Annotated in this window: 14 protein-coding genes and 3 rRNA genes; 11 read left to right on the top strand and 6 right to left on the bottom strand. The window is 71.2% G+C overall.

Annotated features, from left to right (window positions below; all coding sequences use genetic code 11):
• The first annotated feature begins 51 nt into the window (after positions 1-51).
• The 3 genes from E5225_RS06590 (at position 52) to E5225_RS06600 (ending at position 3,990) form a co-directional block, all read left to right on the top strand.
• A complete protein-coding gene (locus tag E5225_RS06590; RefSeq protein ID WP_135974005.1) occupies positions 52-1,692 on the top strand; it encodes an ABC transporter permease subunit in 1,641 nt (546 codons plus the stop codon).
• The gene (locus E5225_RS06595; protein ID WP_135974004.1) at positions 1,692-2,597 is read left to right on the top strand and encodes a sugar ABC transporter permease; all 906 of its coding nucleotides are present in this window, start codon (positions 1,692-1,694) and stop codon (positions 2,595-2,597) included. The genes E5225_RS06590 and E5225_RS06595 overlap by 1 nt, the downstream gene beginning before the upstream one ends.
• Before the next feature lie 94 nt (positions 2,598-2,691).
• On the top strand, positions 2,692-3,990 hold the full coding sequence (locus tag E5225_RS06600; protein WP_208012562.1) for a deoxyguanosinetriphosphate triphosphohydrolase: 1,299 nt from the start codon (positions 2,692-2,694) through the stop codon (positions 3,988-3,990).
• Positions 3,991-4,012: 22 nt separating this feature from the next.
• Here E5225_RS06600 and E5225_RS06605 read toward each other — a convergent pair whose 3' ends face one another.
• Positions 4,013-4,345, bottom strand: coding sequence for a YciI family protein (locus tag E5225_RS06605; RefSeq protein WP_243738297.1), 333 nt, complete (start codon positions 4,343-4,345; stop codon positions 4,013-4,015).
• Positions 4,346-4,468: 123 nt separating this feature from the next.
• On the opposite strand from E5225_RS06605, the gene dnaG reads away from it, so the two are divergent.
• The gene (gene dnaG / locus E5225_RS06610) at positions 4,469-6,454 is read left to right on the top strand and encodes a DNA primase (RefSeq protein ID WP_135974001.1); all 1,986 of its coding nucleotides are present in this window, start codon (positions 4,469-4,471) and stop codon (positions 6,452-6,454) included.
• Between the two features lie 12 nt (positions 6,455-6,466).
• Here the strand turns inward: dnaG and E5225_RS06615 are convergent, their stop codons facing one another.
• Positions 6,467-7,261, bottom strand: a complete 795-nt coding sequence (locus tag E5225_RS06615) for a transglutaminase-like domain-containing protein (RefSeq protein ID WP_135974000.1) — start codon at positions 7,259-7,261, stop codon at positions 6,467-6,469.
• A gap of 653 nt (positions 7,262-7,914) precedes the next feature.
• Here E5225_RS06615 and E5225_RS06620 point away from each other — a divergent pair.
• Positions 7,915-8,211, top strand: a complete 297-nt coding sequence (locus E5225_RS06620; RefSeq protein WP_135973999.1) for a hypothetical protein — start codon at positions 7,915-7,917, stop codon at positions 8,209-8,211.
• A 52-nt stretch (positions 8,212-8,263) separates the two neighbouring features.
• Positions 8,264-8,779, top strand: a complete 516-nt coding sequence (locus tag E5225_RS06625) for a metallophosphoesterase family protein (protein ID WP_208012563.1) — start codon at positions 8,264-8,266, stop codon at positions 8,777-8,779.
• Positions 8,780-8,941: 162 nt separating this feature from the next.
• Here the strand turns inward: E5225_RS06625 and yidD are convergent, their stop codons facing one another.
• Positions 8,942-9,220, bottom strand: coding sequence for a membrane protein insertion efficiency factor YidD (gene yidD / locus E5225_RS06630; protein WP_135973998.1), 279 nt, complete (start codon positions 9,218-9,220; stop codon positions 8,942-8,944).
• Between the two features lie 728 nt (positions 9,221-9,948).
• Between yidD and E5225_RS06635 the strand changes: the two genes are divergently transcribed.
• From E5225_RS06635 to E5225_RS06655, 5 genes are all read left to right on the top strand, one after another.
• A 16S ribosomal RNA gene (locus E5225_RS06635) occupies positions 9,949-11,468 on the top strand.
• 490 nt (positions 11,469-11,958) lie between these two features.
• A 23S ribosomal RNA gene (locus tag E5225_RS06640) occupies positions 11,959-15,063 on the top strand.
• Between the two features lie 102 nt (positions 15,064-15,165).
• Positions 15,166-15,282: ribosomal RNA gene (rrf, locus tag E5225_RS06645) — 5S ribosomal RNA — on the top strand.
• Together the 16S, 23S and 5S rRNA genes form the textbook arrangement of a ribosomal RNA operon.
• 235 nt (positions 15,283-15,517) lie before the next feature.
• The gene (locus tag E5225_RS06650; RefSeq protein WP_135975144.1) at positions 15,518-16,312 is read left to right on the top strand and encodes an alpha/beta fold hydrolase; all 795 of its coding nucleotides are present in this window, start codon (positions 15,518-15,520) and stop codon (positions 16,310-16,312) included.
• Positions 16,309-17,865 carry a SpoIIE family protein phosphatase gene (locus E5225_RS06655; RefSeq protein WP_135975142.1) on the top strand — a complete coding sequence of 519 codons (1,557 nt, stop codon included), beginning with the start codon at positions 16,309-16,311 and terminating at the stop codon, positions 17,863-17,865. The genes E5225_RS06650 and E5225_RS06655 overlap by 4 nt, the downstream gene beginning before the upstream one ends.
• 61 nt (positions 17,866-17,926) lie before the next feature.
• On the opposite strand, the gene E5225_RS06660 is transcribed toward E5225_RS06655, so the two are convergent.
• From E5225_RS06660 to E5225_RS06670, 3 genes are read right to left on the bottom strand one after another with little or no spacing between them, the layout of a single operon-like run.
• Positions 17,927-21,301 carry an ATP-binding protein gene (locus E5225_RS06660; protein ID WP_135975140.1) on the bottom strand — a complete coding sequence of 1,125 codons (3,375 nt, stop codon included), beginning with the start codon at positions 21,299-21,301 and terminating at the stop codon, positions 17,927-17,929.
• Entirely contained in the window at positions 21,298-21,987 is a 690-nt protein-coding gene (locus tag E5225_RS06665) for a DUF4194 domain-containing protein (RefSeq protein WP_135975138.1), read from the bottom strand. The genes E5225_RS06660 and E5225_RS06665 overlap by 4 nt, the downstream gene beginning before the upstream one ends.
• Positions 21,984-23,492 carry a DUF3375 family protein gene (locus E5225_RS06670; RefSeq protein WP_135975136.1) on the bottom strand — a complete coding sequence of 503 codons (1,509 nt, stop codon included), beginning with the start codon at positions 23,490-23,492 and terminating at the stop codon, positions 21,984-21,986. Before E5225_RS06670 ends, E5225_RS06665 begins: the two co-directional genes overlap by 4 nt.
• Between the last annotated feature and the right edge of the window lie 100 nt (positions 23,493-23,592).

Raw genomic sequence — 23,592 nt, forward strand, 5'->3', positions numbered from 1 at the left:
CCCTGACCCGTCCCCCCCGGCGTGACGCCCGTCAGCCCGTACGGAGGCCCGATGTCCACCCAGTCCACCCTCGACGACCCGACCGCCGACACCGGCGGGGGAGGCGCGCAGCCGGGGCCCGGCCGCCGGCTGCGGGGACCCGGCGCGCCGCGCTCGTCCGGCACCCTCTCCGGCCTGATCGCGAAGATCGCGCTGCTGGCGGTCGTCAACGCCTTCGGCGTCTTCGCGATCCTGGCCGCCTGGAACGAGGAGTCCTACGGGATCCTCGCGGCGATGGTCGCCCTGCTCGTCCTCACGGACTGGGTGTACTTCTCCCGCCGGACCCTGCCGCTGAAGTACGTGCTGCCGGGCCTGGCGTTCCTGCTCGTCTTCCAGGTCTACGTCGTCGTCTACACCGGCTGGGTCGCGTTCACGAACTACGGCGACGGCCACAACTCCACCAAGGAGCAGGCCATCGAGGCCCTGCTCATCCAGAACGAGCGCCGCGTCGAGGGGTCCCGGGCGTACCCGATCACCGTCGTCGAGCGCGGCGGCGAGCTCGGGTTCGCCGTCCTGGAGCCGGACGGCGAGGTCCGCGTCGGCACGGCCGAGGACCCCCTGCGCGAGGACGAGGGCGCGACGGTCGACGACGACCGGATCACCGAGGTCCCCGGCTGGCAGGTCCTCGACCGCGCGCAGGTGCTCCAGCGGCAGGGCGAGGTCACCACGTTGCGCGTCCCCGTGTCGGACGACCCGGAGGACGGCTCCATCCGCACCCAGGACGGCCGCACGGGGTACGCCTACACCTCGACGTTGGAGTACGACGCCGAGGCCGACACGATGACGGACGTCACGACCGGCACCGTGTACACGCCGAGCGAGGACGGCTGGTTCGTCGACGCGGACGGGCAGCGCCTCAACGTCGGCTGGCGCGTCATGGTGGGGCTGGACAACTTCCGGACCGCGTTCGGCGACAGCCGGTACGCCGACCCGTTCGTGCAGATCCTGCTGTGGACGTTCGTGTTCGCGATCCTGTCGGTCGGCTCGACGTTCCTGCTGGGCCTGTTCCTGGCGATCACGTTCAACGACCCGCGGCTGCGCGGGCGGCGCATCTACCGCACGCTGCTGATCTTCCCGTACGCCATCCCCGGCTTCCTCGCCGCGCTGCTGTGGTCGGGGATGCTCAACCGCTCGTACGGGTTCGTCAACCAGGTCCTGCTCGGTGGGGCCGCGGTGCCGTGGCTGACCGACCCGTGGCTGGCGAAGGTCTCGGTGCTCATGGTGAACCTGTGGCTCGGGTTCCCCTACATGTTCCTGATCTGCACCGGTGCGCTGCAGTCGCTGCCCGCCGACGTGCTCGAGGCGGCCAAGGTCGACGGCGCGGGCCCGTGGCGGACGTGGCGGTCGGTGACGCTCCCGCTGCTGCTGGTCGCGACGACGCCGCTGCTGATCTCCTCGTTCGCCTTCAACTTCAACAACTTCACGCTCATCTACATGCTGACCGGGGGCGGGCCGCAGTTCGCCGACGCGTCGGTGCCGCTCGGCCACACCGACATCCTCATCTCGATGGTGTACAGCGTGTCCGGCCTCGACGGCACGGCGCCCAAGAACTACGGCCTGGCCAGCGCGTTGTCGATCGTCATCTTCGTCATCGTGGCGACCATCTCCGCGATCACCTTCAAGCGCACGCGGCAGTTCGAGGAGATCAACTGATGGCCACCACGACCACCGCCCCCGCGCAGCCCGCCACCCGGTCCGACCGGCACCGCATGCCGGCGCGGCGCTGGTTCTCCGAGCTCGGCTGGCGCCACCTCGTCGGCGTCGTCGCGGTCGCCTTCGCGCTGTTCCCGATCGTGTACGTCTTCTCCGCGTCGTTGTCGGAGGGCGGCACGCTGACCGGCTCCAACGAGCTGTTCAGCGACGTGTCCGGGAGCAACTACACGGCCCTGGGCGAGTCGTTGTTCTGGACGTGGCTGCTCAACACGGTCGTGATCGCGGTCGCCACGGCGGTCGGCACGGTGCTCATGGGCGCCGCGGCCGCCTACGCCTTCTCGCGGTTCCGCTTCCGGGGCCGGCGCGCGGGCCTGACGGCTCTGCTGATCATCCAGATGTTCCCGCAGATGCTCGCGTTCGTCGCGGTCTTCCTGCTGCTGCTCGGCATCGGCAACGTGCTGCCCGTCCTGGGCCTGAACAGCAAGATCGCGCTCATCGCCGTGTACCTCGGCGGCGCTCTGGGCGTCAACACGTTCCTCATGTACGGGTTCTTCAACACCGTCCCGCGCGAGCTCGACGAGGCCGCGAAGATCGACGGGGCGACGCACGCCCAGACGTACTGGACGATCATCCTGCGCCTGGTCACGCCGATCCTCGCGGTCGTGGGCCTGCTGTCGTTCATCAGCTCGTTCGGGGAGTTCATCATCGCCCGGCTCGTGCTGCAGTCCGAGCGCAACTGGACCGTCGCCGTGGGCCTGTACAACTGGGTCTCTGCTCTGCTCGAGGCGAACTGGGGCCTGTTCACGGCGGGCGCCGTGATCGCGGCCGTCCCCGTGCTGCTGCTGTTCCTGTTCCTGCAGCGGTACATCGTCGGCGGGCTGACGGCGGGAGCCGTCAAGGGGTGAGTGCGTCCCCGGGCCGCAGCTGTCCCGGGGCCGCCGACCGGGACCGGGCCGGCCCGCGCCGGACGTGCCGCACGCCCCGAACTACGCTGATCCTGTGACCACGCTCGACGACCTCGCCCGCGCCCGCGCGGACGGTGACGGCTACGTCGACGCCGACCGGGAGCGGTGGGTCCCCGAGGGCTCGAAGTCGCGGGAGCGCTCGCCGTTCGAGCGCGACCGCGCCCGGATCGTGCACTCCTCGGCGCTGCGCCGGCTGGGCGCCAAGACGCAGGTCCTCGGGCCCTCGTCGGACGACTTCGTCCGCACCCGGCTGACGCACACCCTCGAGGTCGCCCAGGTTGGCCGGGAGATCGGCAAGGCGCTGGGCTGCGACCCCGACGTCGTGGACACCGCGTGCCTCGCGCACGACCTGGGCCACCCGCCGTTCGGCCACAACGGCGAGCGCGCGCTGGCGGGGCTCGCCCGCGACATCGGCGGGTTCGAGGGCAACGCGCAGACCCTGCGGCTGCTCACGCGGCTCGAGCCGAAGGTCGTCGACCGGGGCGGACGTTCGGTGGGGCTCAACCTCACCCGCGCCAGCCTCGACGCGTCGGTGAAGTACCCGTGGCGGTTCGGGCAGGGCCCCGTCAGCGCCGCCACCGGCCGTCCGACGCACAAGTTCGGCGTGTACGAGGACGACCTCGCGGTGTTCGCCTGGCTGCGTCAGGACGCCCCCGGCGGTCGCAAGTGCCTGGAGGCGCAGGTCATGGACCTCGCCGACGACATCTCCTACTCCGTGCACGACGTCGAGGACGCCGTCGTCGGCGGCCGCTTCGACCTGGACGTGCTGACCGTGCCGGACGAGCGCGCCCGCATCGTCGACGCCGTCGGCACGTGGTACGGCGACCAGGTCGACCCCGCAGGCCTCGAGGCCGCGATGGACCGGCTCGTCGCCGCGCGGCTGTGGCAGCCGCGCTTCGACGGGTCGCGCAGCGCGCTCGCGCACCTCAAGGACGCGACGAGCCAGCTCATCGGGCGGTTCGCGCAGGCCGCCCAGCTCGCGACGCGCGCCCGGTACGGCCCGGGCCCGCTCACGCGCTACGCGGCCGAGCTGGTCGTCCCGCTCGAGACGGTCGCGGAGATCCTCGTGCTCAAGGGCATGGCCGTGGCGTACGTCATGGCGCCGCGCGAGCTGGAGCCGCTGTACCAGCGGCAGCGCGAGATGCTCGCGGACCTCGTCGAGGTCCTGTCCGACCGCGCCCCCGTGGCCCTCGAGCCGCCGTTCGCGGCCGACTGGCGCGCCGCCGCGGACGACGCCGAGCGGCTGCGCGTGGTCGTCGACCAGGTGGCGTCGCTCACGGACGTGTCGGCCGTGGCGCTGCACGCCCGGCTGGTGCGACCGCCGCGGCACTGAGTCGCCGCGGCGGTCGCGCCGGTCAGCCCTCGGCGTCGAGGGGCCAGACGGGCCGGACCTCGACACGCCCCCCGCGCGCCATGGGGTGTGCCGCCGCCACCGCGATGGCCTCGTCGAGGTCGGCGCACTCGATGACGTCGTAGCCGGCGATCGTCTCGCGCGTCTCCGCGAACGGGCCGTCGGTGACGAGCAGGTCGTCGCCGCGCCGGCGGACGGTCGTGGCGGCCTCGGCGGGCCGCAGCCGGTCGCCGTGCTTCCACACGCCCCGCGCGTCGACGTCGGCGCCCCACGCCTCGATGTCGACGTCGCCGGGCCGGGCCTCCTCGCCCTCGGGGTCGGTGCAGATGAAGAGCATGTACTCCACGGGTCCTCCTTGCCGGTGCCGGGCCCTCGTGACCCGGACCACACCCTGACGCACGGCGGCCCGGGGATTCGACACCGGCGCTCCGGCGGCTGCGCGGCGCCTAGACTCTCGGCCGTGGCGGGGCGCATCCGGCGGGAGGACGTGGAGGCGGTCCGCGAGCGCGTCCACATCGAGGAGGTCGTGGGTGCGCACGTCGCCCTGCGCTCCGCGGGCGTCGGCTCGCTCAAGGGGCTGTGCCCCTTCCACGACGAGCGCACCCCGTCCTTCCACGTCCGCCCGCAGGTCGGGCGCTACCACTGCTTCGGGTGCGGCGAGGGCGGCGACGTCATCAGCTTCGTGCAGAAGGTCGACGGCCTCGGCTTCACCGACGCGATCGAGCACCTGGCGGCGCGCGTCGGCATGGAGGTCCGCTACGAGGACGGCGGGCCCGCGCGGCCCGGCGAGGAGCCCGGACGGCGCCGCCGCCTGCTGGACGCGCACCGCGTCGCGGAGGAGTTCTACCGCGAGCAGCTGCTCACGCCCGCCGCCGCCCCGGGGCGTGCGTTCCTCGCGGAGCGCGGGTTCGACCGCTCGGCGGCGGACGAGTTCGGCGTCGGCTTCGCGCCCCAGGGGTGGGACGCTCTGCTGCGCCACCTGCGCGGACGCGGCTTCACGGAGGCGGAGCTGACCGCGTCGGGCCTCGTGAGCCAGGGGCAGCGGGGCGTCTACGACCGGTTCCGCGGGCGGCTCGTGTGGCCGATCCGCGAGGTGACGGGGGAGACGGTCGGCTTCGGCGCGCGGCGCCTGCTCGACGAGGACACCGGTCCCAAGTACCTCAACACCCCGGAGACCGCGCTGTACCGCAAGTCGCACGTGCTCTACGGGATCGACCTGGCCAAGCGCGAGATCTCCCGCGAGCGGCAGGTCGTGGTCGTCGAGGGGTACACCGACGTCATGGCCATGCACCTGTCGGGCGTCCGGACGGCGGTCGCGACGTGCGGCACCGCGTTCGGCGGCGACCACGCGCGGATCGTGCGGCGGCTGCTCGGGGACGGCGGCGGCGCGGGCGGCGTGCAGCTCGCCGGCGGCGGGTCGGTCGGCGGCGCGGTGGTGTTCACGTTCGACGGCGACGCGGCGGGGCAGAAGGCGGCGCTGCGTGCGTTCGGGGAGGACCAGTCCTTCACGGCGCAGACCTTCGTCGCCGTCGGGCCGTCGGGCATGGACCCGTGCGACCTGCGGCAGGCGAAGGGCCCGGACGCCGTGCGCGCGCTCGTGCAGGCGCGTCAGCCGCTGTTCGAGTTCGTCATCCGCTCGACGCTCGCCGCGCACGACCTCACCACGGCCGAGGGACGCGTGGGCGCGCTGCGGGCGGCCGCGCCCGTCGTCGCGGGCATCCGCGACACCGCGCTGCGCCCGGAGTACGTCCGGCTGCTCTCGGGCTGGCTCGGCATGGACGACCAGGACGCGGTCCGGCGTGCCGTGCAGGACGCCGTGCGCCGGGGTGCCGGCCGAGGCGGGTCCGGCGACGGCCGCCGTGCCGGCGCCCAGCGCCCGGACGACCGGGGGGCCGGCGACCGTGGGCGCGACGGCGCGCCCGAGCCCGAGCGCGCCGTCCGCATGCCCGTGCCGGACCGCCGCGACCCGGTGGCGCAGGTCGAGCGGACCGCGCTCGAGGTCGTCCTGCAGGCGCCGCTGCTGGTGCCCGACGACTTCGACGCGCTCGCCCCGGATGCCTTCGCGGCGCCGGCCTACCGCGCGGTCCACGAGGCCGTCCGCGCCGCGGGCGGCGTCGCCGGCGGGCGCGCGCACGTCGAGCGGTCGGGCGGCTCGTCGACCGCCTGGGTCGGCGCGGTGCTGGAGGAGGCGGCCGAGCCGGTGCACCCCCTCGTCACCGAGCTCTCGGTCGCGCCCCTCCCCGAGGACCGCGAGGACGCTCTGCCCGGGTACGTCCGGGGGGTCGTCATGCGGCTCGTCGACATCGGCTACACGCGGCAGATCGCCGACGTGCGGGGCCGCCTGCAGCGGATGGGCCCGGACGTCGACCCCGTGGCGTCGCGCGCGCTGTTCACCGAGCTCCTCGACCTCGAGGGCCGCCGGCGCACGCTGCGCGACACCGCCTGAGGCCGGGCGAGCTCAGCGCAGGGCGACGAGCCCGGTGCCGTCGTCCTCGGTGCGGCCGTCCGTCACGGCCGTGACCGTCATCGACCGGAGGAGCAGTGCGCCGCCGTAGTAGGACAGGAAGGCCGTGTCCGTCGCGTCGCGGCCGGTGGCGATGCGCAGCATCGTCGGCCGGGGCGCCAGCCGGGTCGCGTCCACCACGTGCCAGGCCCCGTCGACGTAGGCCTCGGCCACGGCGTGGAAGTCCATCGGCGTGAGCCCGGGCGCGTAGACCGACACGAGGCGTGCCGGCACGTCGCACGCGCGCAGCAGCGCGACGGTGAGGTGGGCGAAGTCGCGGCACACGCCACGGCGCTTGAGGAGCGTGTCGGTCGCGCCGTCGGTGGGCAGGCTGGACCCCGGCAGGTACGTGACGTGCCTGCTCACCCAGGTGACGACGGCGTCCAGCAGGTCGGTGCCCGTCAGGCCCGCGAACTGGTCGCGCGCGAACGAGAGGAGACGGTCCGACTCGGCGTAGCGGCTCGGCCGCCGGTACTCGACCAGGTCGACGTCCTCGACCGGGCTGGGCTCGGCCTGCCCGGACACGCGCGCCCGGTAGTCGACGACGACACGTCCGGCGGGTGCCCACACGCGGTGCATGCGCCCGCCGTGGGGGAGCTTGATCTCCTCGACGTCGAGCGGCTCGTCGTCGGTGCGCACGATGAGGTCCTCCGACCGCTCGAACGGCCCTTCCGCCACGGCGACCGCGAGCAGCAGCTCGAGCGGCTCGCGCACGTCGAGGGAGAGGTGACAGGCCACGGAGCGCAGCACGGCCGACGCATCCTTCCCCGGCGCACGGGCCGGACGACACGGAGGGGGTGGGGAGGGACTGCTGGTGGTGCGAGAGGGGTCGGGCAGGTTCCGGACGCGGCGGGCCGACGGTGGCCGGGGCGTCCGGGTGGGGCGGGGGAGCCGGGTGGGGCGGGGAGCCGGGTGGGGCGGGGAGCCGGGTGGGGCGGGGAGCCGGGTGGGGCGGGGGAGACCCGCCGGGGGGCCGGCGGTGAGGCAAGTGTGGGGCTCCGCGTGCCCGCCGTCCACCCCGTCCCCGAGGGGGTGCGTCACCGCAGGTCAGACGGCGATCCGGCGGTCGGCGCGTGCCGCCGCGCGGACGGCGCCCGGCCCCGGGACGCGGGTCGGCGCGGCTCGGGCGCGTACGGCGACCGCGCGTGCGGCGCGAGGTCGGTGACAGGTCGCCCCGCGGACGGGACGCGACCGTGACCGCGGCCGGGGTGGGGAGGTGATGGTCGTCGCCGCGCCGCCCGCGCGCGGTGCCCGTGCCGGGCGTCCGCACGCCTCGCAGCGTCCTGGCGAGAGGCGAGGAGGCGGCGAGGCGAGGCGCGCGTGGCGGCCCCGCACGACCCGTGTGAGGCTGGCTCGACGCGCGTGCGCCCGGGCACGCGCACCGGTGGACGAGGACGGTGCGGATGCCACGGCGACCGACGGGTGCACGCGTCGCGGCGTCGAGCACGTGGACGGACCCGGACGGTGTGCGGATGCCGGCGGGCGAGGTGCACGGGTGGCTCGAGGGGACGAACCAGACGGTGTGCGGGATCCCCCTCGCCCGCGCGTCGCTCGCGCGCTTCCCCCACGTCAGGTGGGAGGACGCCCAGCCCGACACGGGACGGCACGCGGACGAGGTCCGGCACGTCTGCACGCGGTGCCGGCAGGCGCTGCGTCCGCGCGAGGGGCGCGACCGCCGGTCCGTGCCGCGTCGGCCGTGAGGGCCGCAACGGCCCGGCGGGAGACCACGTGACCGCCGTGCGCGTCGTCGCGATGGCCGACACCCACCTGCCCGCCCGCGCCCGCGACCTGCCGGCGGAGCTGTGGGCAGCGGTGGACGACGCCGACCTCGTCGTGCACGCGGGCGACTGGGTGCGCGTCGACCTGCTCGACCGGCTGGAGGCGCGCGCCGCACGCCTGGTCGCCTGCTACGGCAACAACGACGGCGCCGACCTGCGCGCGCGGCTGCCGGAGATCGCACGGCTCGAGGTGGCGGGCGTCCGCCTCGGCGTGGTGCACGAGACGGGGTCCGCGGCGGGACGTGAGCGGCGCTGCGACGACCGGTTCGGCGACCTCGACGTCCTGGTGTTCGGCCACAGCCACATCCCGTGGGACACGACCACACCGCGCGGGCTCCGGCTGCTCAACCCCGGCTCGCCGACCGACCGCCGCCGCCAGCCGCACCACACGTGGCTGTCGTGGACCATGGCGGACGGGGCGATCGACGACGTCGTGCTGCACCGGCTGCCGCCGCGGACGCCGCCCGTACGCGGCCCCCGGCCTGCCTGACGCAGGCCCGGACACGGGCGGAGCGCCACCGGCGGCCGGCGCGCACCGCCGCCGGCACCCCACCGCGGACGCCTCTGCCGGGCTGCGCCGAGGGGGGACCACTCCGCGGGGGACCACACGGCACGGGACCACACGGAGCGGGACGCCCCGGGGCGGCACCGCTCAGAAGCGGAACGGGATCGGGATCCCGCCGCAGCAGCACACGCCGCGCACATCCGTCTGCGCGAGCAGCGCCGCCGCCTGGTAGCAGGCGACGAAGCGGGCAGCCGTCGGCACGATCGACCGCGCGACGCCCCGGCCGGCGACGAGGTCGCGCACGGCTGCAGAGCAGGAGGCGCCGCCGTGGGCGACGCGGTGGGCGCAGCTCCACCCCTTCCGGGGCGACAGGTTCTGCTGGTAGCCGCGGATGAGACGGTCGACGACGACGGAGGCGTAGGTCATCGACTCACGGTAGGGGCGCCCCCTGGACGCCGCCCGGTGAGTGCCGGTGCCGACGCCGCCGTCGTGGCGGCAGCAGCCGGTGCCCGCCACCGGCGGGCGACACCTGCACACAGCCACGGGCGTGGGGGGCGCCGGTCGACGGCGTGGGCGACCCCGAGGCCTGGTTGACCCCGCGGTCGCGCTCCGCTAAGTTGGAGCGGTTGCCTCCTCCCAGGCGGTATCCCCACGGACCTTCCTTCGCGTCGGTCCCGCGGGGAGCCCCGTGAGCGACGAGGCACCCGCAGCGGGCCGCGCGGAGTCGCCACCACGGTGGCGAGGAGCGCGAGGAAGACCCGCTATGATGGAATGACTGCCTCAGGGCGAGCATGACATTCTCTCCGGCGCCACCACGGTGGTCCGGAGGGAAAAAGATCTGCTAACCTGATGCAGTCGGGCGGAAATGCCGAATGACCACCACGGTGGGCAGGGACGCAGGAATCATCCGCTACGATGGTGAACGAGCCTCCTGCGGGATGCCGAAAGGCTGATCGAGGATGAGCGTCTGTTCCTTGAGAACTCAACAGTGTGCCAAGTAGTCGATGCCATTTGTTTGGTGTCGAGCCCAGATCTCGCATCCGCGCCCCTGTGGGTGGTGGTCTGGGGTAGAGACCAGTTTCGGCCCCATTGGTTTGGGGTTCTTTGTTGTGTCTGTTGCCTGCCGGGTTCGCCTGGTGGGTGGCTGTGTGACATTTACGGAGAGTTTGATTCTGGCTCAGGACGAACGCTGGCGGCGTGCTTAACACATGCAAGTCGAACGGTGAAGGTCAGCTTGCTGACCGGATCAGTGGCGAACGGGTGAGTAACACGTGAGCAACCTGCCCCCTACTCTGGGATAAGCCTTGGAAACGAGGTCTAATACCGGATACGAGGCGCCCGGGCATCTGGAGCGTCTGGAAAGATTTATCGGTGGGGGATGGGCTCGCGGCCTATCAGCTTGTTGGTGGGGTAATGGCCTACCAAGGCGACGACGGGTAGCCGGCCTGAGAGGGCGACCGGCCACACTGGGACTGAGACACGGCCCAGACTCCTACGGGAGGCAGCAGTGGGGAATATTGCACAATGGGCGCAAGCCTGATGCAGCGACGCCGCGTGAGGGATGACGGCCTTCGGGTTGTAAACCTCTTTCAGCAGGGAAGAAGCGCAAGTGACGGTACCTGCAGAAGAAGCGCCGGCTAACTACGTGCCAGCAGCCGCGGTAATACGTAGGGCGCAAGCGTTGTCCGGAATTATTGGGCGTAAAGAGCTCGTAGGCGGTTTGTCGCGTCTGCTGTGAAAACCTCAGGCTCAACCTGGGGCTTGCAGTGGGTACGGGCAGACTAGAGTGCGGTAGGGGTGACTGGAATTCCTGGTGTAGCGGTGGAATGCGCAGATATCAGGAGGAACACCGATGGCGAAGGCAGGTCACTGGGCCGCAACTGACGCTGAGGAGCGAAAGCATGGGGAGCGAACAGGATTAGATACCCTGGTAGTCCATGCCGTAAACGTTGGGCACTAGGTGTGGGGTCCATTCCACGGATTCCGTGCCGCAGCAAACGCATTAAGTGCCCCGCCTGGGGAGTACGGCCGCAAGGCTAAAACTCAAAGAAATTGACGGGGGCCCGCACAAGCGGCGGAGCATGCGGATTAATTCGATGCAACGCGAAGAACCTTACCAAGGCTTGACATGCACCGGAAACACTCAGAGATGGGTGCCCCGCAAGGTCGGTGCACAGGTGGTGCATGGTTGTCGTCAGCTCGTGTCGTGAGATGTTGGGTTAAGTCCCGCAACGAGCGCAACCCTCGTCCCATGTTGCCAGCGGGTTATGCCGGGGACTCATGGGAGACTGCCGGGGTCAACTCGGAGGAAGGTGGGGATGACGTCAAATCATCATGCCCCTTATGTCTTGGGCTTCACGCATGCTACAATGGCCGGTACAAAGGGCTGCGATACCGCGAGGTGGAGCGAATCCCAAAAAGCCGGTCTCAGTTCGGATTGGGGTCTGCAACTCGACCCCATGAAGTCGGAGTCGCTAGTAATCGCAGATCAGCAACGCTGCGGTGAATACGTTCCCGGGCCTTGTACACACCGCCCGTCAAGTCATGAAAGTCGGTAACACCCGAAGCCGGTGGCCCAACCTTTTGGGGGGAGCCGTCGAAGGTGGGACTGGCGATTAGGACTAAGTCGTAACAAGGTAGCCGTACCGGAAGGTGCGGCTGGATCACCTCCTTTCTAAGGAGCATCTGGCATCGGGGTCCGCCTGTCATGGGTGGGCGGTCGGTGTCCAGGCCCATGCCCTCACCGTTCGTGTGGGGGGTGGTGCTCACGGGTGGAACATCGACTACGGCCGGCCTGGAGGCTGGTGGGTGCCTAGTACGCCGCCTGGTGTGTGTCTCGAGCTTGCTCGGGGTGTGCGCCGGGTGGGAGGGAACGGATGTCCTGCTGGTGGAAGGGTTGGCCTGGCACGCTGTTGGGTCCTGAGGGAACAGCCCGGTTCGGGGTGTTGCTTCGGGGTCGTGAAGGTCCCTGCTGCTTCTTGTCCGTCCACGTGTGTGGGCGGGAGGAGCGGGTGGGGGCTGGAGGGACCTTCGGGTCCGTCGGTGGGTGTGAACCTCCCTTGCGCTTGTTGAGCGTGGGGGTAGGCGTGCCCGGGTGCCGGCGGGGTCCGGTGGTTGCTTGAGAACTGCACAGTGGACGCGAGCATCTTTGAATGATCTTTTGTGGTCAAGTTTATAAGGGCACAGGGTGGATGCCTTGGCACCAGGAGCCGAAGAAGGACGTTGTAGCCTGCGATAAGCCTCGGGGAGTTGGCAAACGAACCGTGATCCGAGGATCTCCGAATGGGGAAACCCCGCCACAGTCATGTGTGGTGACCCGCACCTGAATATATAGGGTGTGTGGAGGGAACGCCGGGAAGTGAAACATCTCAGTACCGGCAGGAAGAGATATTCCGTGAGTAGTGGCGAGCGAAAGCGGATCAGGCCAAACCGTGCGTGTGTGATAGCCGGCAGGTGTTGCACGTACGGGGTTGTGGGACCCGTCAGTTGGTTCTGCCGAACCGACAGGGAGTCAGAAAGTCGCGTCATAGTCGAAGGGTCTTGAAAGGCCCGGCACAGAGGGTGTTACCCCCGTAGACGAAATGGCGTGGCCTCCCGATGGGGATCCCAAGTAGCTCCGGGCCCGAGAAACCCGGAGTGAATCTGCACAGACCACTGTGTAAGCCTAAATACTACCTGGTGACCGATAGCGGACAAGTACCGTGAGGGAAAGGTGAAAAGTACCCCGGGAGGGGAGTGAAATAGTACCTGAAACCGTGTGCCTACAATCCGTCGGAGCCTCCCTAGCAGGGGTGACGGCGTGCCTTTTGAAGAATGAGCCTGCGAGTTAGTGGTACGTGGCGAGGTTAACCCGTGTGGGGAAGCCGTAGCGAAAGCGAGTCCGAACAGGGCGTTTGAGTCGCGTGCTCTAGACCCGAAGCGAAGTGATCTAGCCATGGGCAGGGTGAAGCGCGGGTAAGACCGCGTGGAGGCCCGAACCCACCAGGGTTGAAAACCTGGGGGATGACCTGTGGTTAGGGGTGAAAGGCCAATCAAACTTCGTGATAGCTGGTTCTCCCCGAAATGCATTTAGGTGCAGCGTCACGCGTTTCTTGCCGGAGGTAGAGCTACTGGATAGCCGATGGGCCCCACCAGGTTACTGACGTTAGCCAAACTCCGAATGCCGGTAAGCCAGAGCGTGGCAGTGAGACTGCGGGGGATAAGCTCCGTAGTCGAGAGGGAAACAGCCCAGACCACCAGCTAAGGCCCCTAAGCGTGTGCTAAGTGGGAAAGGATGTGGAGTTGCACAGACAACCAGGAGGTTGGCTTAGAAGCAGCCACCCTTGAAAGAGTGCGTAATAGCTCACTGGTCAAGTGATTCCGCGCCGACAATGTAGCGGGGCTCAAGCACACCGCCGAAGCTGTGGCATTCACACTCGAGACAAGCCTTCGTGGTTCAGTCGTGTGGATGGGTAGGGGAGCGTCGTGTGGGCAGTGAAGCCGCGGGGGAACCCAGTGGTGGAGCCCACACGAGTGAGAATGCAGGCATGAGTAGCGAAAGACGGGTGAGAAACCCGTCCGCCGAATGACCAAGGGTTCCAGGGCCAGGCTAATCCGCCCTGGGTAAGTCGGGACCTAAGGCGAGGCCGACAGGCGTAGTCGATGGACAACGGGTTGATATTCCCGTACCGGCGAAGAACCGCCCATACCGAGCCCGGTGATGCTAACCGTCCGATGGTCCGCACCGTCCCTTCGGGGACACCGCGGGTCGGAGCACGGGACCCGAACCGGTAGTAGGTAAGCGTATTAACAGGGGTGACGCAGGAAGGTAGCCCAGCGTGGCGATGGTAGTCCACGTCCAAGGCCGTAGGGCGAGGTGTAGGCAAATCCGCACCTCATCAGCCTGAGAACCGACGGGTACCGCGTATGCGGGAAATGGGTGATCCTATGCTGCCAAGAAAAGCCTCGACGCGAGGTTCTAGCCGCCCGTACCCCAAACCGACTCAGGTGGTCAGGTAGAGAATACCAAGGCGATCGAGAGAATCGTGGTTAAGGAACTCGGCAAAATGCCCCCGTAACTTCGGGAGAAGGGGGGCCTCAAGCGTGTACCGGCTTGCCCGGGAAGCGTGGAGGGCCGCAGAGACCAGGGAGAAGCGACTGTTTACTAAAAACACAGGTCCGTGCGAAGTCGCAAGACGATGTATACGGACTGACGCCTGCCCGGTGCTGGAAGGTTAAGAGGACGGGTCAGCCGCAAGGCGAAGCTCAGAATTTAAGCCCCAGTAAACGGCGGTGGTAACTATAACCATCCTAAGGTAGCGAAATTCCTTGTCGGGTAAGTTCCGACCTGCACGAATGGCGTAACGACTTCTCCGCTGTCTCAACCGCGAACTCGGCGAAATTGCACTACGAGTAAAGATGCTCGTTACGCGCAGCAGGACGGAAAGACCCCGGGACCTTTACTATAGCTTGGTATTGGTGTTCGGTGCGGCTTGTGTAGGATAGGTGGGAGACTGTGAAGCCGGCACGCCAGTGTCGGTGGAGTCAACGTTGAAATACCACTCTGGTCGCTCTGGATATCTAACCTCGGTCCGTCATCCGGATCAGGGACAGTGCCTGGTGGGTAGTTTAACTGGGGCGGTTGCCTCCTAAAATGTAACGGAGGCGCTCAAAGGTTCCCTCAGCCTGGTTGGCAATCAGGTGGCGAGTGCAAGTGCACAAGGGAGCTTGACTGTGAGACTGACAGGTCGAGCAGGGACGAAAGTCGGAACTAGTGATCCGGCGGTGGCTTGTGGAAGCGCCGTCGCTCAACGGATAAAAGGTACCCCGGGGATAACAGGCTGATCTTGCCCAAGAGTCCATATCGACGGCATGGTTTGGCACCTCGATGTCGGCTCGTCGCATCCTGGGGCTGGAGTAGGTCCCAAGGGTTGGGCTGTTCGCCCATTAAAGCGGTACGCGAGCTGGGTTTAGAACGTCGTGAGACAGTTCGGTCCCTATCCGCTGCGCGCGCAGGAAACTTGAGAAGGGCTGTCCCTAGTACGAGAGGACCGGGACGGACGAACCTCTGGTGTGCCAGTTGTTCCGCCAGGAGCACGGCTGGTTGGCTACGTTCGGAAGGGATAACCGCTGAAAGCATCTAAGCGGGAAGCCTGCTTCAAGATGAGGTTTCCATGCCCTACGGGGTGAGAGGCTCCCAGCTAGACCACTGGGTAGATAGGCCGGATGTGGAAGGCAGGACGAAAGACTGCCGCAGCTGACCGGTACTAATAAGCCGACAACTTGACTAACACCATTCATTGCTACGCGTCCACTGTGCGGTTCCCGAGAAACCAACGGGCCCCCTCCCCACCTTCGTGTGTGGGAGGGCCTGTTCGTCATCTCGACGAAGTTACGGCGGTCATAGCGAAGGGGAAACGCCCGGTCCCATTCCGAACCCGGAAGCTAAGCCCTTCAGCGCCGATGGTACTGCACCCGCCAGGGTGTGGGAGAGTAGGACGCCGCCGGACAACCATTCCACGAAGGCCCACCCCACCAGGGGTGGGCCTTCGTGCATTCCACGGCACTTTCGGGCCGCTATCGCGCATTCACGCAGCCTTCGTGCGGCCGCGCGCCCTCTGCCACCACCGGGCGCCGGCTGGTCGGCGGTCGTGCGTCCCCCCGGGGCCGACCTCGCGGCGTGCGGTGGGCGAGTGCGGTTCGAGGGTGGTGCCGGCGCCCGGGCTGGGGCCTATGGTCGGGGCCATGGGGGTGCTGGCGCGCCATGACGCGCACGTATCGGGGAACGCGGACGGGCCCACGCTCGTGCTGGCCCACGGCTTCGGCTGCGACCAGAGCATGTGGCGGTACGTGGCCCCCGCGTTCGAGCGGTCGCACCGCGTGGTGCTCTTCGACCACATCGGCGCGGGCGGCTCGGACCTCGGGTCGTACGACCCGAAGCGCTACGGGCGGCTGCAGGGGTACGCGGACGACGTGGTGGCGCTCGTGGAGGCGGTCGGCGGGCCGGTCGTCCTCGTCGGGCACTCGGTGAGCGCGATGGTCGGCGTGCTGGCCGCGGGATCCCGGCCTGACCTGTTCGAGCGGCTCGTCCTCGTGTGCCCGAGCCCGCGGTACGTGGACGACGACGGGTACCGCGGCGGCTTCTCGGCCGACGAGATCGACGACCTGCTCACGACGATGGACGCCAACTACCTGGGGTGGGCGCAGTTCATCGCTCCGGTCATCGTCGGGCGGCCCGACCGGCCGGAGCTCGCGCAGGAGCTCGCGAACTCGTTCTGCCGCACCGATCCCGCGATCGGCCGGCACTTCGCCCGTACGACGTTCCTGTCCGACAACCGGGAGGACGTGGCCCGCGTCGCGGTGCGCACGCTCGTCGTGCAGTCCCGGGTCGACGCGATCGCGCCGCCGCAGGTCGGGCGCTGGGTGCACGAGCACCTCCAGGACAGCGAGATGGTCCTGCTCGACGCGGTGGGGCACTGCCCGAACCTCAGCTCGCCCGAGGCGCTCGTCGCCGTGCTGCGCGACTTCCTGGGACGGTGAGCGTGGACGCCGACGCCCGTTCCGCCGCCTGGCTGCGAGCCCCCGTCGGTCTGCTGCGGCTGTCCCTCGACGGCACGGTGCTCGACGCGAACGCGACGCTGCTGGGATGGGTCGGTCGGGGCGCGGGGGAGGTCGTCGGGCACGCGAGATTCGGCGACCTCCTGACGGTCGGCGGGCGGATCTACTGGGAGACGCACATCGCCCCGCTGCTGAGCCTCCAGCGGCGGGTCGACGAGGTCGCGCTCGAGCTCGCCGGCCCCGGCGGGCGGACCCCGGTGCTCATGGCGGCCGCGCGGCGGGTGGTCGACCCCGACGTGCCGCCCGTGATCGACGTGGCGCTGTCCTCGGCGCGGGACCGCACACGCTACGAGCGCGAGCTCGTCGCGGCGCGACGAGCAGCGGATCTTGCGGTCGACCACGTGCGGGCCCTGCAGGCCGCGACCGCGGCGCTCCTGTCGGCGTCGGGCGTCGACGGCGTGGTGCGGGCGCTGCAGTCGACGGCGGTGGAGGAGCTCGGTGCCGCCCGGGTGACCGTGTGGACGGCCGACCAGCGGGGCCGCCTGGTCCGCCACGGCGACGCGCCGGGTGTCCAGCCGGGGGGAGGCCCGCACGTCGTCCCGCCCGCCGGCGACGTCCTGCACGGTCCGGTGCAGGTCACGCCGGACGGGTCCGTCGTCGTCCCCCTCCGCGGGCGGACGCGACAGCACGGGGCATGGGTGCTGCGGCCGCGCACGGAGGCCGGCGACGAGCCGTGGGACCCGTTCGTGCTCGCGGCAACGGCGCGCCAGGCCGGCGCGGCCCTGGACCGTGCGCTGCTGTTCGACCAGCGCACGGTTGCCGCCCACGTCCTGCAGCAGGCGCTCCTGAGCACGCCGGACGTCCCCGACGCGCGGGCCAGCGTCGCGACGGTCTACCGGCCGGGTGTCGACGGGTTCGAGGTCGGCGGCGACTGGTACGACGTCCTGACGGTGGACGACGGCCGGCTCGGCGTCGTCGTGGGCGACGTCGTCGGACGCGGCCTCGAGGCCGCGACGTCGATGGCGCAGCTGCGCAGCGCGCTGCGGGCGGCCGCGGAGCCGGGGTGCGGCCCCGCCCAGGTGCTCGGACGGCTCGACCGGTTCGCGGCCCGGGCACGGGTGGGTCTCGCGGCGACGGTCGCCTATGCCGAGATCGGCCTCGCGACGGGCACCGTGCGCTACGCGGTCGCCGGTCACCTGCCACCGCTGCACCTGCGCCCGGACGGCGAGGCGACGTACCTGTGGGCCGGCCGGACCGTGCCGTTGGGCGTCGGCGGCGGCGCGGGCCCGCGACCCGAGGGCACGGCGGCGCTCGCGCCCGGGGACCGGCTGCTGCTGTGCACCGACGGCCTCGTCGAGCGCCGCGACAGGTCCCTGCCCGACGGACTCGCCGACCTCGCCCGCCGGGCCCCGGGGCTGCTCGCCGACGGCGGGTCGCTCGACGGGCTCGTCGACGCCGTCACGCGCGACGGCGGCGGGGACCGCGACGACGTGTGCGCGCTCCTGCTCACGTGGTCCGGCCCCGTCGAGGCGTGAGGCGAGGCCGGCGCGGAGCGGGCGAGGAGGGCCGGCGAGCTCCGGCCGTCCGCGCGCCGGCTCAGGCCGGCGCCGCCTCCCGGTGCGTCGGCCCGAAGGCGATCGGCAGGCCGCGGGCGTGCGCCCGGCCCGCCGCCGGGTCGTGCTCCACCAGGTACGCGGAGCCGAACTCGCGCTCCATCGACTGGTACTTGTCGATCGGTGCGGCGATCACCAGCTGGAAGCCGAAGGACTGGAGCGCGCGGATCGCCCGGCGGGTGACGTCGGGGTCGGACTTGACGAAGCCCTCGTCGACCATGACGGACCCGAACACGGGAACCTGCTCGATCCCCCCGAGCTGGTAGCGCAGCGCGGCACCGAGCGTCGCGGCGATGAGCTCCTGCCCCTCACCGCCGGACGTCGCGCCGACACCCTCGTACACGCGGGCCTGCGTCTCGCCGGTCCGGTGCTCCTCGGCGGAGATGCGCACGTGGCGCTTGACGTCGAGGACGTCGCGCTGCCACTCCCGGTCGTCCGGGTCGGTGCTGTCGAGGCGGTCCATGAGGCGCGCGATGCGGGCGAACCGCGCCTCGAGGTCGGTGTCCTGCGGGTCGGCGCCCGGACCGTCCGCCAGGATCGCGTCGATCTCGGCCTGGAACTGACGGGAGGCGGGTGGCTCGACGTCGGTCGTGACGATCTGCAGGTAGCCGTCGTGCCCGAACGGGACGCTGCGCAGCACGTCGTTGATCGGGTCGATGCGGTCGTCGACGACGAGCCGCTCGTCGCGGAGCTGCTGCAGGAGCGCGGTGAGGCCCATGGTGTTGATGCTGTGCATGAGTCGGCGCCACTGGCCGAGCGCGGCCGGCAGGTCGTCGCGGCGCAGGTCGTCCAGGCGGTCGAGGTACGCGGGGGTGTCCTGCACGTCACGCGTGAACGCGCCGCTCTCGTCCGGCCAGGAGCGCAGGAAGTCCGCGAGGGTCGTCGCGATGGCGGTGCGTGCCTGCTCGCCCGCGGACTCGGCCGAGGTGAGCCGCTGCGCGACGGCCAGCTCGACGGCCTTGCGCAGCCGCCCGACCGTCTCGAGCGTCGGCTCGGCGTCGCACCCGCGCGCGATCTCCGCCAGCACGGCGAGCTGCTCGTCCGTCGGCGCGCGGACGGCGTCGAGGCGCGCGCCGACGCGGTCCTCCTCGTCGAGGCGGCGCGCCCACGCCTTCTCGGCCGCCGCCGCGGCCTCGCGCGCGGTGCGGGCCCGGTGGTTGGCGGCGTCGCGCGCCTCGGTGAGCGCCGCGACCTGCGCGTCGAGCGCGACGAGGTCGCCGCCGGCCACGACGTCGTCGCGGCGGCGACGGGCGGCGTCGAGCGCGGCCTCGGCCGCGTCCACGTCGACCTCTGCCCACGTGAGCGCGCCGAGCTGCTGCCACGCCCGGGCCACGGCGCGGCGGTGCTCACGTGCGGCGTCGGCGTCGTCGCGCGCGCGCACGAGCGCCGGCCGCCGCTCCTCGACCGCGGCGATCGCGTCGGCGACGTCACGGCGCGCGCGCCCGTTGTCGAACCCGATGACGCGGTGCCGGCGCACGTCCGGCCGGTCGTCCTTCTCGTGCAGGCCGTCGCGGTGCTTGACCTGACCGTTGACCGTCACGCCCTCGCGCAGCACGGCCAGCTGCGCCGCGTCCTCGACGCAGCGGTGCGCGTAACGACGCACGAGCTGGGCGCGCAGCCAGGGTGCGAACGGGCCCTCGGCGACGACGACCTTCGCGGCCATCGTGCCCGGCTCGGCCGCCGCTCCCGTGACGGGGGCCGCCGTGTCGACGGGCGTCCAGCGCACGCGCGTGCGCAGGTCCTGCGTGTCGACGAACGCGGCCACGCGCGCCGCGGCTGCCGCGTCGACGAGCATCCGCACGCCGAACCCGCCGAGCAGGCGCTCGGCGGCGGTGCGCCACGCCTCCTCCTCGGGTGCCACGTCGAGCAGCTCACCGACGAAGGGCAGGTCCGACTCGGCCAGGCCCGTGCCCTCGGCGACGACGCGCCGGACGCGCAGGTCGACGTCCGGCACGTTGGACCGTCGCTGCTCGAGCGACGTCAGCTGCGCGCGCAGGTCCGCGAGCTCGGCGTCGAGCGCGCTCACGGCGGCGCTGCGCTGCCAGAGGGCGTCCTTGGTGGCCGCGTCATCCTGGTCCGCGGGGACGTCGTCGGGACGCCGGCGCAGCAACGCCGCCAGCCCGCGCGCGGTGCCCGGTACGGGAGCGCCCACGAGCCCGCACCACCGCTCGAGATCCGTGTACCGGCGCGCGACCCGGTCGTGCGCCGCCGCGAGCTCCGCGACCTCCGCGTCCAGGCGCTCGAGGTCGCTCCCGCCCTGCGTCCACCGCTGCCGCTCGAGCCGTCGGACCGCGTCCGCCGCCTCCTCGTGCTCCGCCGCCGCGGCGGCGTGCAGAGCGCCCTGACGGACGTGCTCGGCGCGCTCGTGCTCGGCGCGCGCCGCGAGCAGCTCCTTGTGGACGCCGAGGACGTACGCCTCGGCGGGGCTCGGGCCGTCGGCGTCGCCCAGCAGAGCCCGCAGGTCCTCGCTCGACCCGCCCGCCGACCGGTAGGCGTCCCACAACGCCGGCAGGGGCGACAGGAGCGCGATCTGGTCGCGTGCCCGCACCATCTGCTCGTACCCGTTGCGCAGGCTGACGAACTGCTCGACGGCGGCGTCCCGGCGCGCGGCGACCCTGGAGTCGTCGAGCACGAACCGCTTGAACGTGTCGTCGATGTTGTGCACGCCCTTGCTCGACTGCGCCTTGTGCAGCAGCCGGATGGCCTTGGCGCTGTCCCCGTCCTGGCCACGGATGCCCACGAGCGCCGACAGCCGCGCGACGTAGCGCCCGTACTCCGTGCCGAACGTCGTGACGAACGGCAGCGCCCGGCGGATCGCGTCCTGGCGGAAGCGCTGCTCGACGACCTGCTCGAGGTCCCGCACGTCCAGGTCCTGCTCCGCGAGCATCAGCGCGTGCGTGATGTCCGGGTCGGACGTCGCGTCGGCCGTCATGTGCATCGCGCGGCACGCGGTCACCGTACGGCCGGCCAGGTTGGCCCACGTCAGCGCGACGGCGCTCCACGTCGCCCGCTCGCGCAGGTAGATCGCGCGGCTGCCCCCGCGTCCGGAATCGCGGCGGGACCCCGTCTTGCCGCGCATGTAGGAGTAGAACGTGCGCTCCCGGCTGCCGACGGCGTCGTCGTGCGCCGCGGCGTTGAACGTGACCGAGCGGTCCATCAGCACGCAGATCATCGCGTCGAGGAGCGTCGACTTGCCCGCGCCCGAGGGGCCGGTGACGAGCGTGCCCTCGCGGTGCACGTCGACGGCGTGATAGCCGTGGAACGGCCCCCAGTTCACCAGCTGGATGCGCGTCAGCCGGAACTGCGCGATCGCCGGGTCGAAGCCGTCCATCGTCTGCGCGACCGCCTGTGCCGTCATCGCCCGCCGTCCTGCTCGTCATGGTCGTCGAGCGCGTCCTGGTCGCCCTGCTCGCCGCCCTCGCCGGTCGCGAGCGCGGCGAGGGCCGCGGTCATCGCGTCGACCTTCTCCGCCGTGAGCATCGAGTGCACGATCCCCGAGATGCGGTAGCGCCCGTCGCTGACGGGAGCGAGCACGCCCTTCTCCTTGACGTTCTCGACCGCGCTCTCGCAGCGTCGGCGGAACTGCGCCGGGTTCTGGTCGTCGACGTCCTTCCACGCCTCGAGGTGGTCGAGCAGCTCGCGGTGCTCCACCACGACGTCGCGGCCCTCGACGGCACCGCGGTCGTACTCCTGGCGCAGGTGCAGCAGGAGCACGGTCGCGGCGAGCGTCAGCGGCTTGTCGCGGCGCAGCAGCACCGGGACGTCGTCCTCCAGCTCGAGCTGCTGTGTGAACGCCACCTGGCGCCGGCGGTCGACGACCAGCTCGAGGTAGAGGTCGTGCAGGCGCGAGCGCAGCACGTCCTCGTGACGCAGCACCCGGTTCCACAGCGGTGCGTGCCGCACGCCGTCGACGAACCGCGAGCTGAGCACCCGCACGAGCGTGGCGCGGACCTCCGCCGGCAGCCGGCCCTGGTCACCTGCGAACAGCGGCTCGGGACGCGCAGGGGTGCGCGCGGCGCGGGTGTCGTCGTCGGCGATGCTCATGCGAGGGCCTCCTGCGTCCTGGGGTCCGTGGTCCGCGGGTCCGGGGCGGGCAGGACGGCCCACGGCACGGTGCAGACGACCCGCGAGCCGTCCGTGCGCACCGCCTCCAGCCGGTCGCCCGTGTCGTCGAGGAACGTGGCGCCGGCCTCGACCGCGACGTGCAGCAGCCCGACGACGTTGCGCGGTCGGCGCTGCTCCGGGGCCAGCGCGTCCCACACCTCCCCGAGGGTCGGGCGGCCCGACCCGGCCGCGGCCGTCGCGACGTCCACCGCGCGGCGGATCTCGTCGAGCGCCGGGCCGCCGAGCTCGCGCATGTCGGTGGGCGACAGCCCGCCGTCGTCCCACTCCACCTCGTCGAGGACCGGCGGCCGCTCCCGCAGGCCGGGGTCCGCGAGCTGCACCTGCGCGATGGACTGGACGTCCGGCAGGCTCGCGCCCAGCTGGAGGTCGACCGACACGCGCCGTGCGCCCTGCCCGAACAGCGCGTGCGCGGCCGCCTGGGCGCGGGCCAGACGCGCGCGCAGGTCACGGTCGCCGTCCGAGCGGTGCTGCACGAAGCGCTCGAGGGACTGCGTGAGCCTGCGGTACGTGTCCTGCACGTCCTCCGCGGCGTCGACGAGCATGCGGGGGAGCGTGCGCAGCGCGCGCCGCTGCTCCGGGGTGAGCTCGGCGGCGAAGTCCTGCGAGAGCAGGGCGTCGATGTCGCGCCGCAGCGCCGCCTGCGCGCGGTGGCTGCCCCACAGGCGCATGAGCCCGCGGAAGGCGCGTCCCTCGGCGCTCGCCTCGAGCAGGTCGTGGTCGTCGAAGAACGCCTGCAGCGTCCGCCCCCGGCCGGCCGGCTCGTCCTCCGCCTCGCCGACGAACCGTCGGTGCATCGTGTACACGCTGTCGGCGACCCGCTTGAAGTCCGCGGGCAGGTGCCGGGCGAGGTCCATGACGCCGTGCAGCTGCTCGTGCAGGCGCGCGGGGGGTGTGGGCGGCACGTCGCCCCCGAGGAGCGCGTCCCGCTGCGCCTGGAGCGCGGCGATCTGCTCGTCGATGCGGTCGACCCGCGCCTGCGGGTCGGGGTCCGCCTCGTCCGACAGACGCGCGACCGCGTCCAGGATCTGCTGCAGGCGGGACTCCGACACGGTCGAGCGCCGGTCGACGAGCCGGTCGGCGAACGCCAGCACGTCCAGCGCCGCCGCCGTGAGGGTGTACTGCTCGACGCCGTCGACCAGCGCCCGGTTCACCCACTGCCGGGCGACCCAGTCGTTGCAGTAGTCGCGCGCCGTGCGGGTCGACTCCTGCAGCTCGGGGGAGCCCGCAGCGCGCAGCTCGCGCAGCTCGACGTCGACGACCTCGTGGAAGTGGGCGACCTCCACGGGGCCCGCCGCGAGGTGCTCGGCGAAGATGCTCAGCACCCACTCGACGCTGTGCGCGCGCAGCAGCGCCATCTCGGGCCGGGCCTTCGCCTGCTCGAACCGTGCGAGCCTGCCCGCGGCCCCGGGTGCGTGCTGCGTCACGGTCGTCGCTGCCCGTCCCTCTCTCGCGTCGCGCGCCGGGTGGCGCGCGGACCCACCGGGCACGACGGTCGGCGCCGGACATGGCGAGGGCCTCTGCCTG

Origin of the sequence: Cellulomonas shaoxiangyii (genome assembly GCF_004798685.1) — a bacterium.
Classification (GTDB): Bacteria; Actinomycetota; Actinomycetes; order Actinomycetales; family Cellulomonadaceae; genus Cellulomonas; species Cellulomonas shaoxiangyii.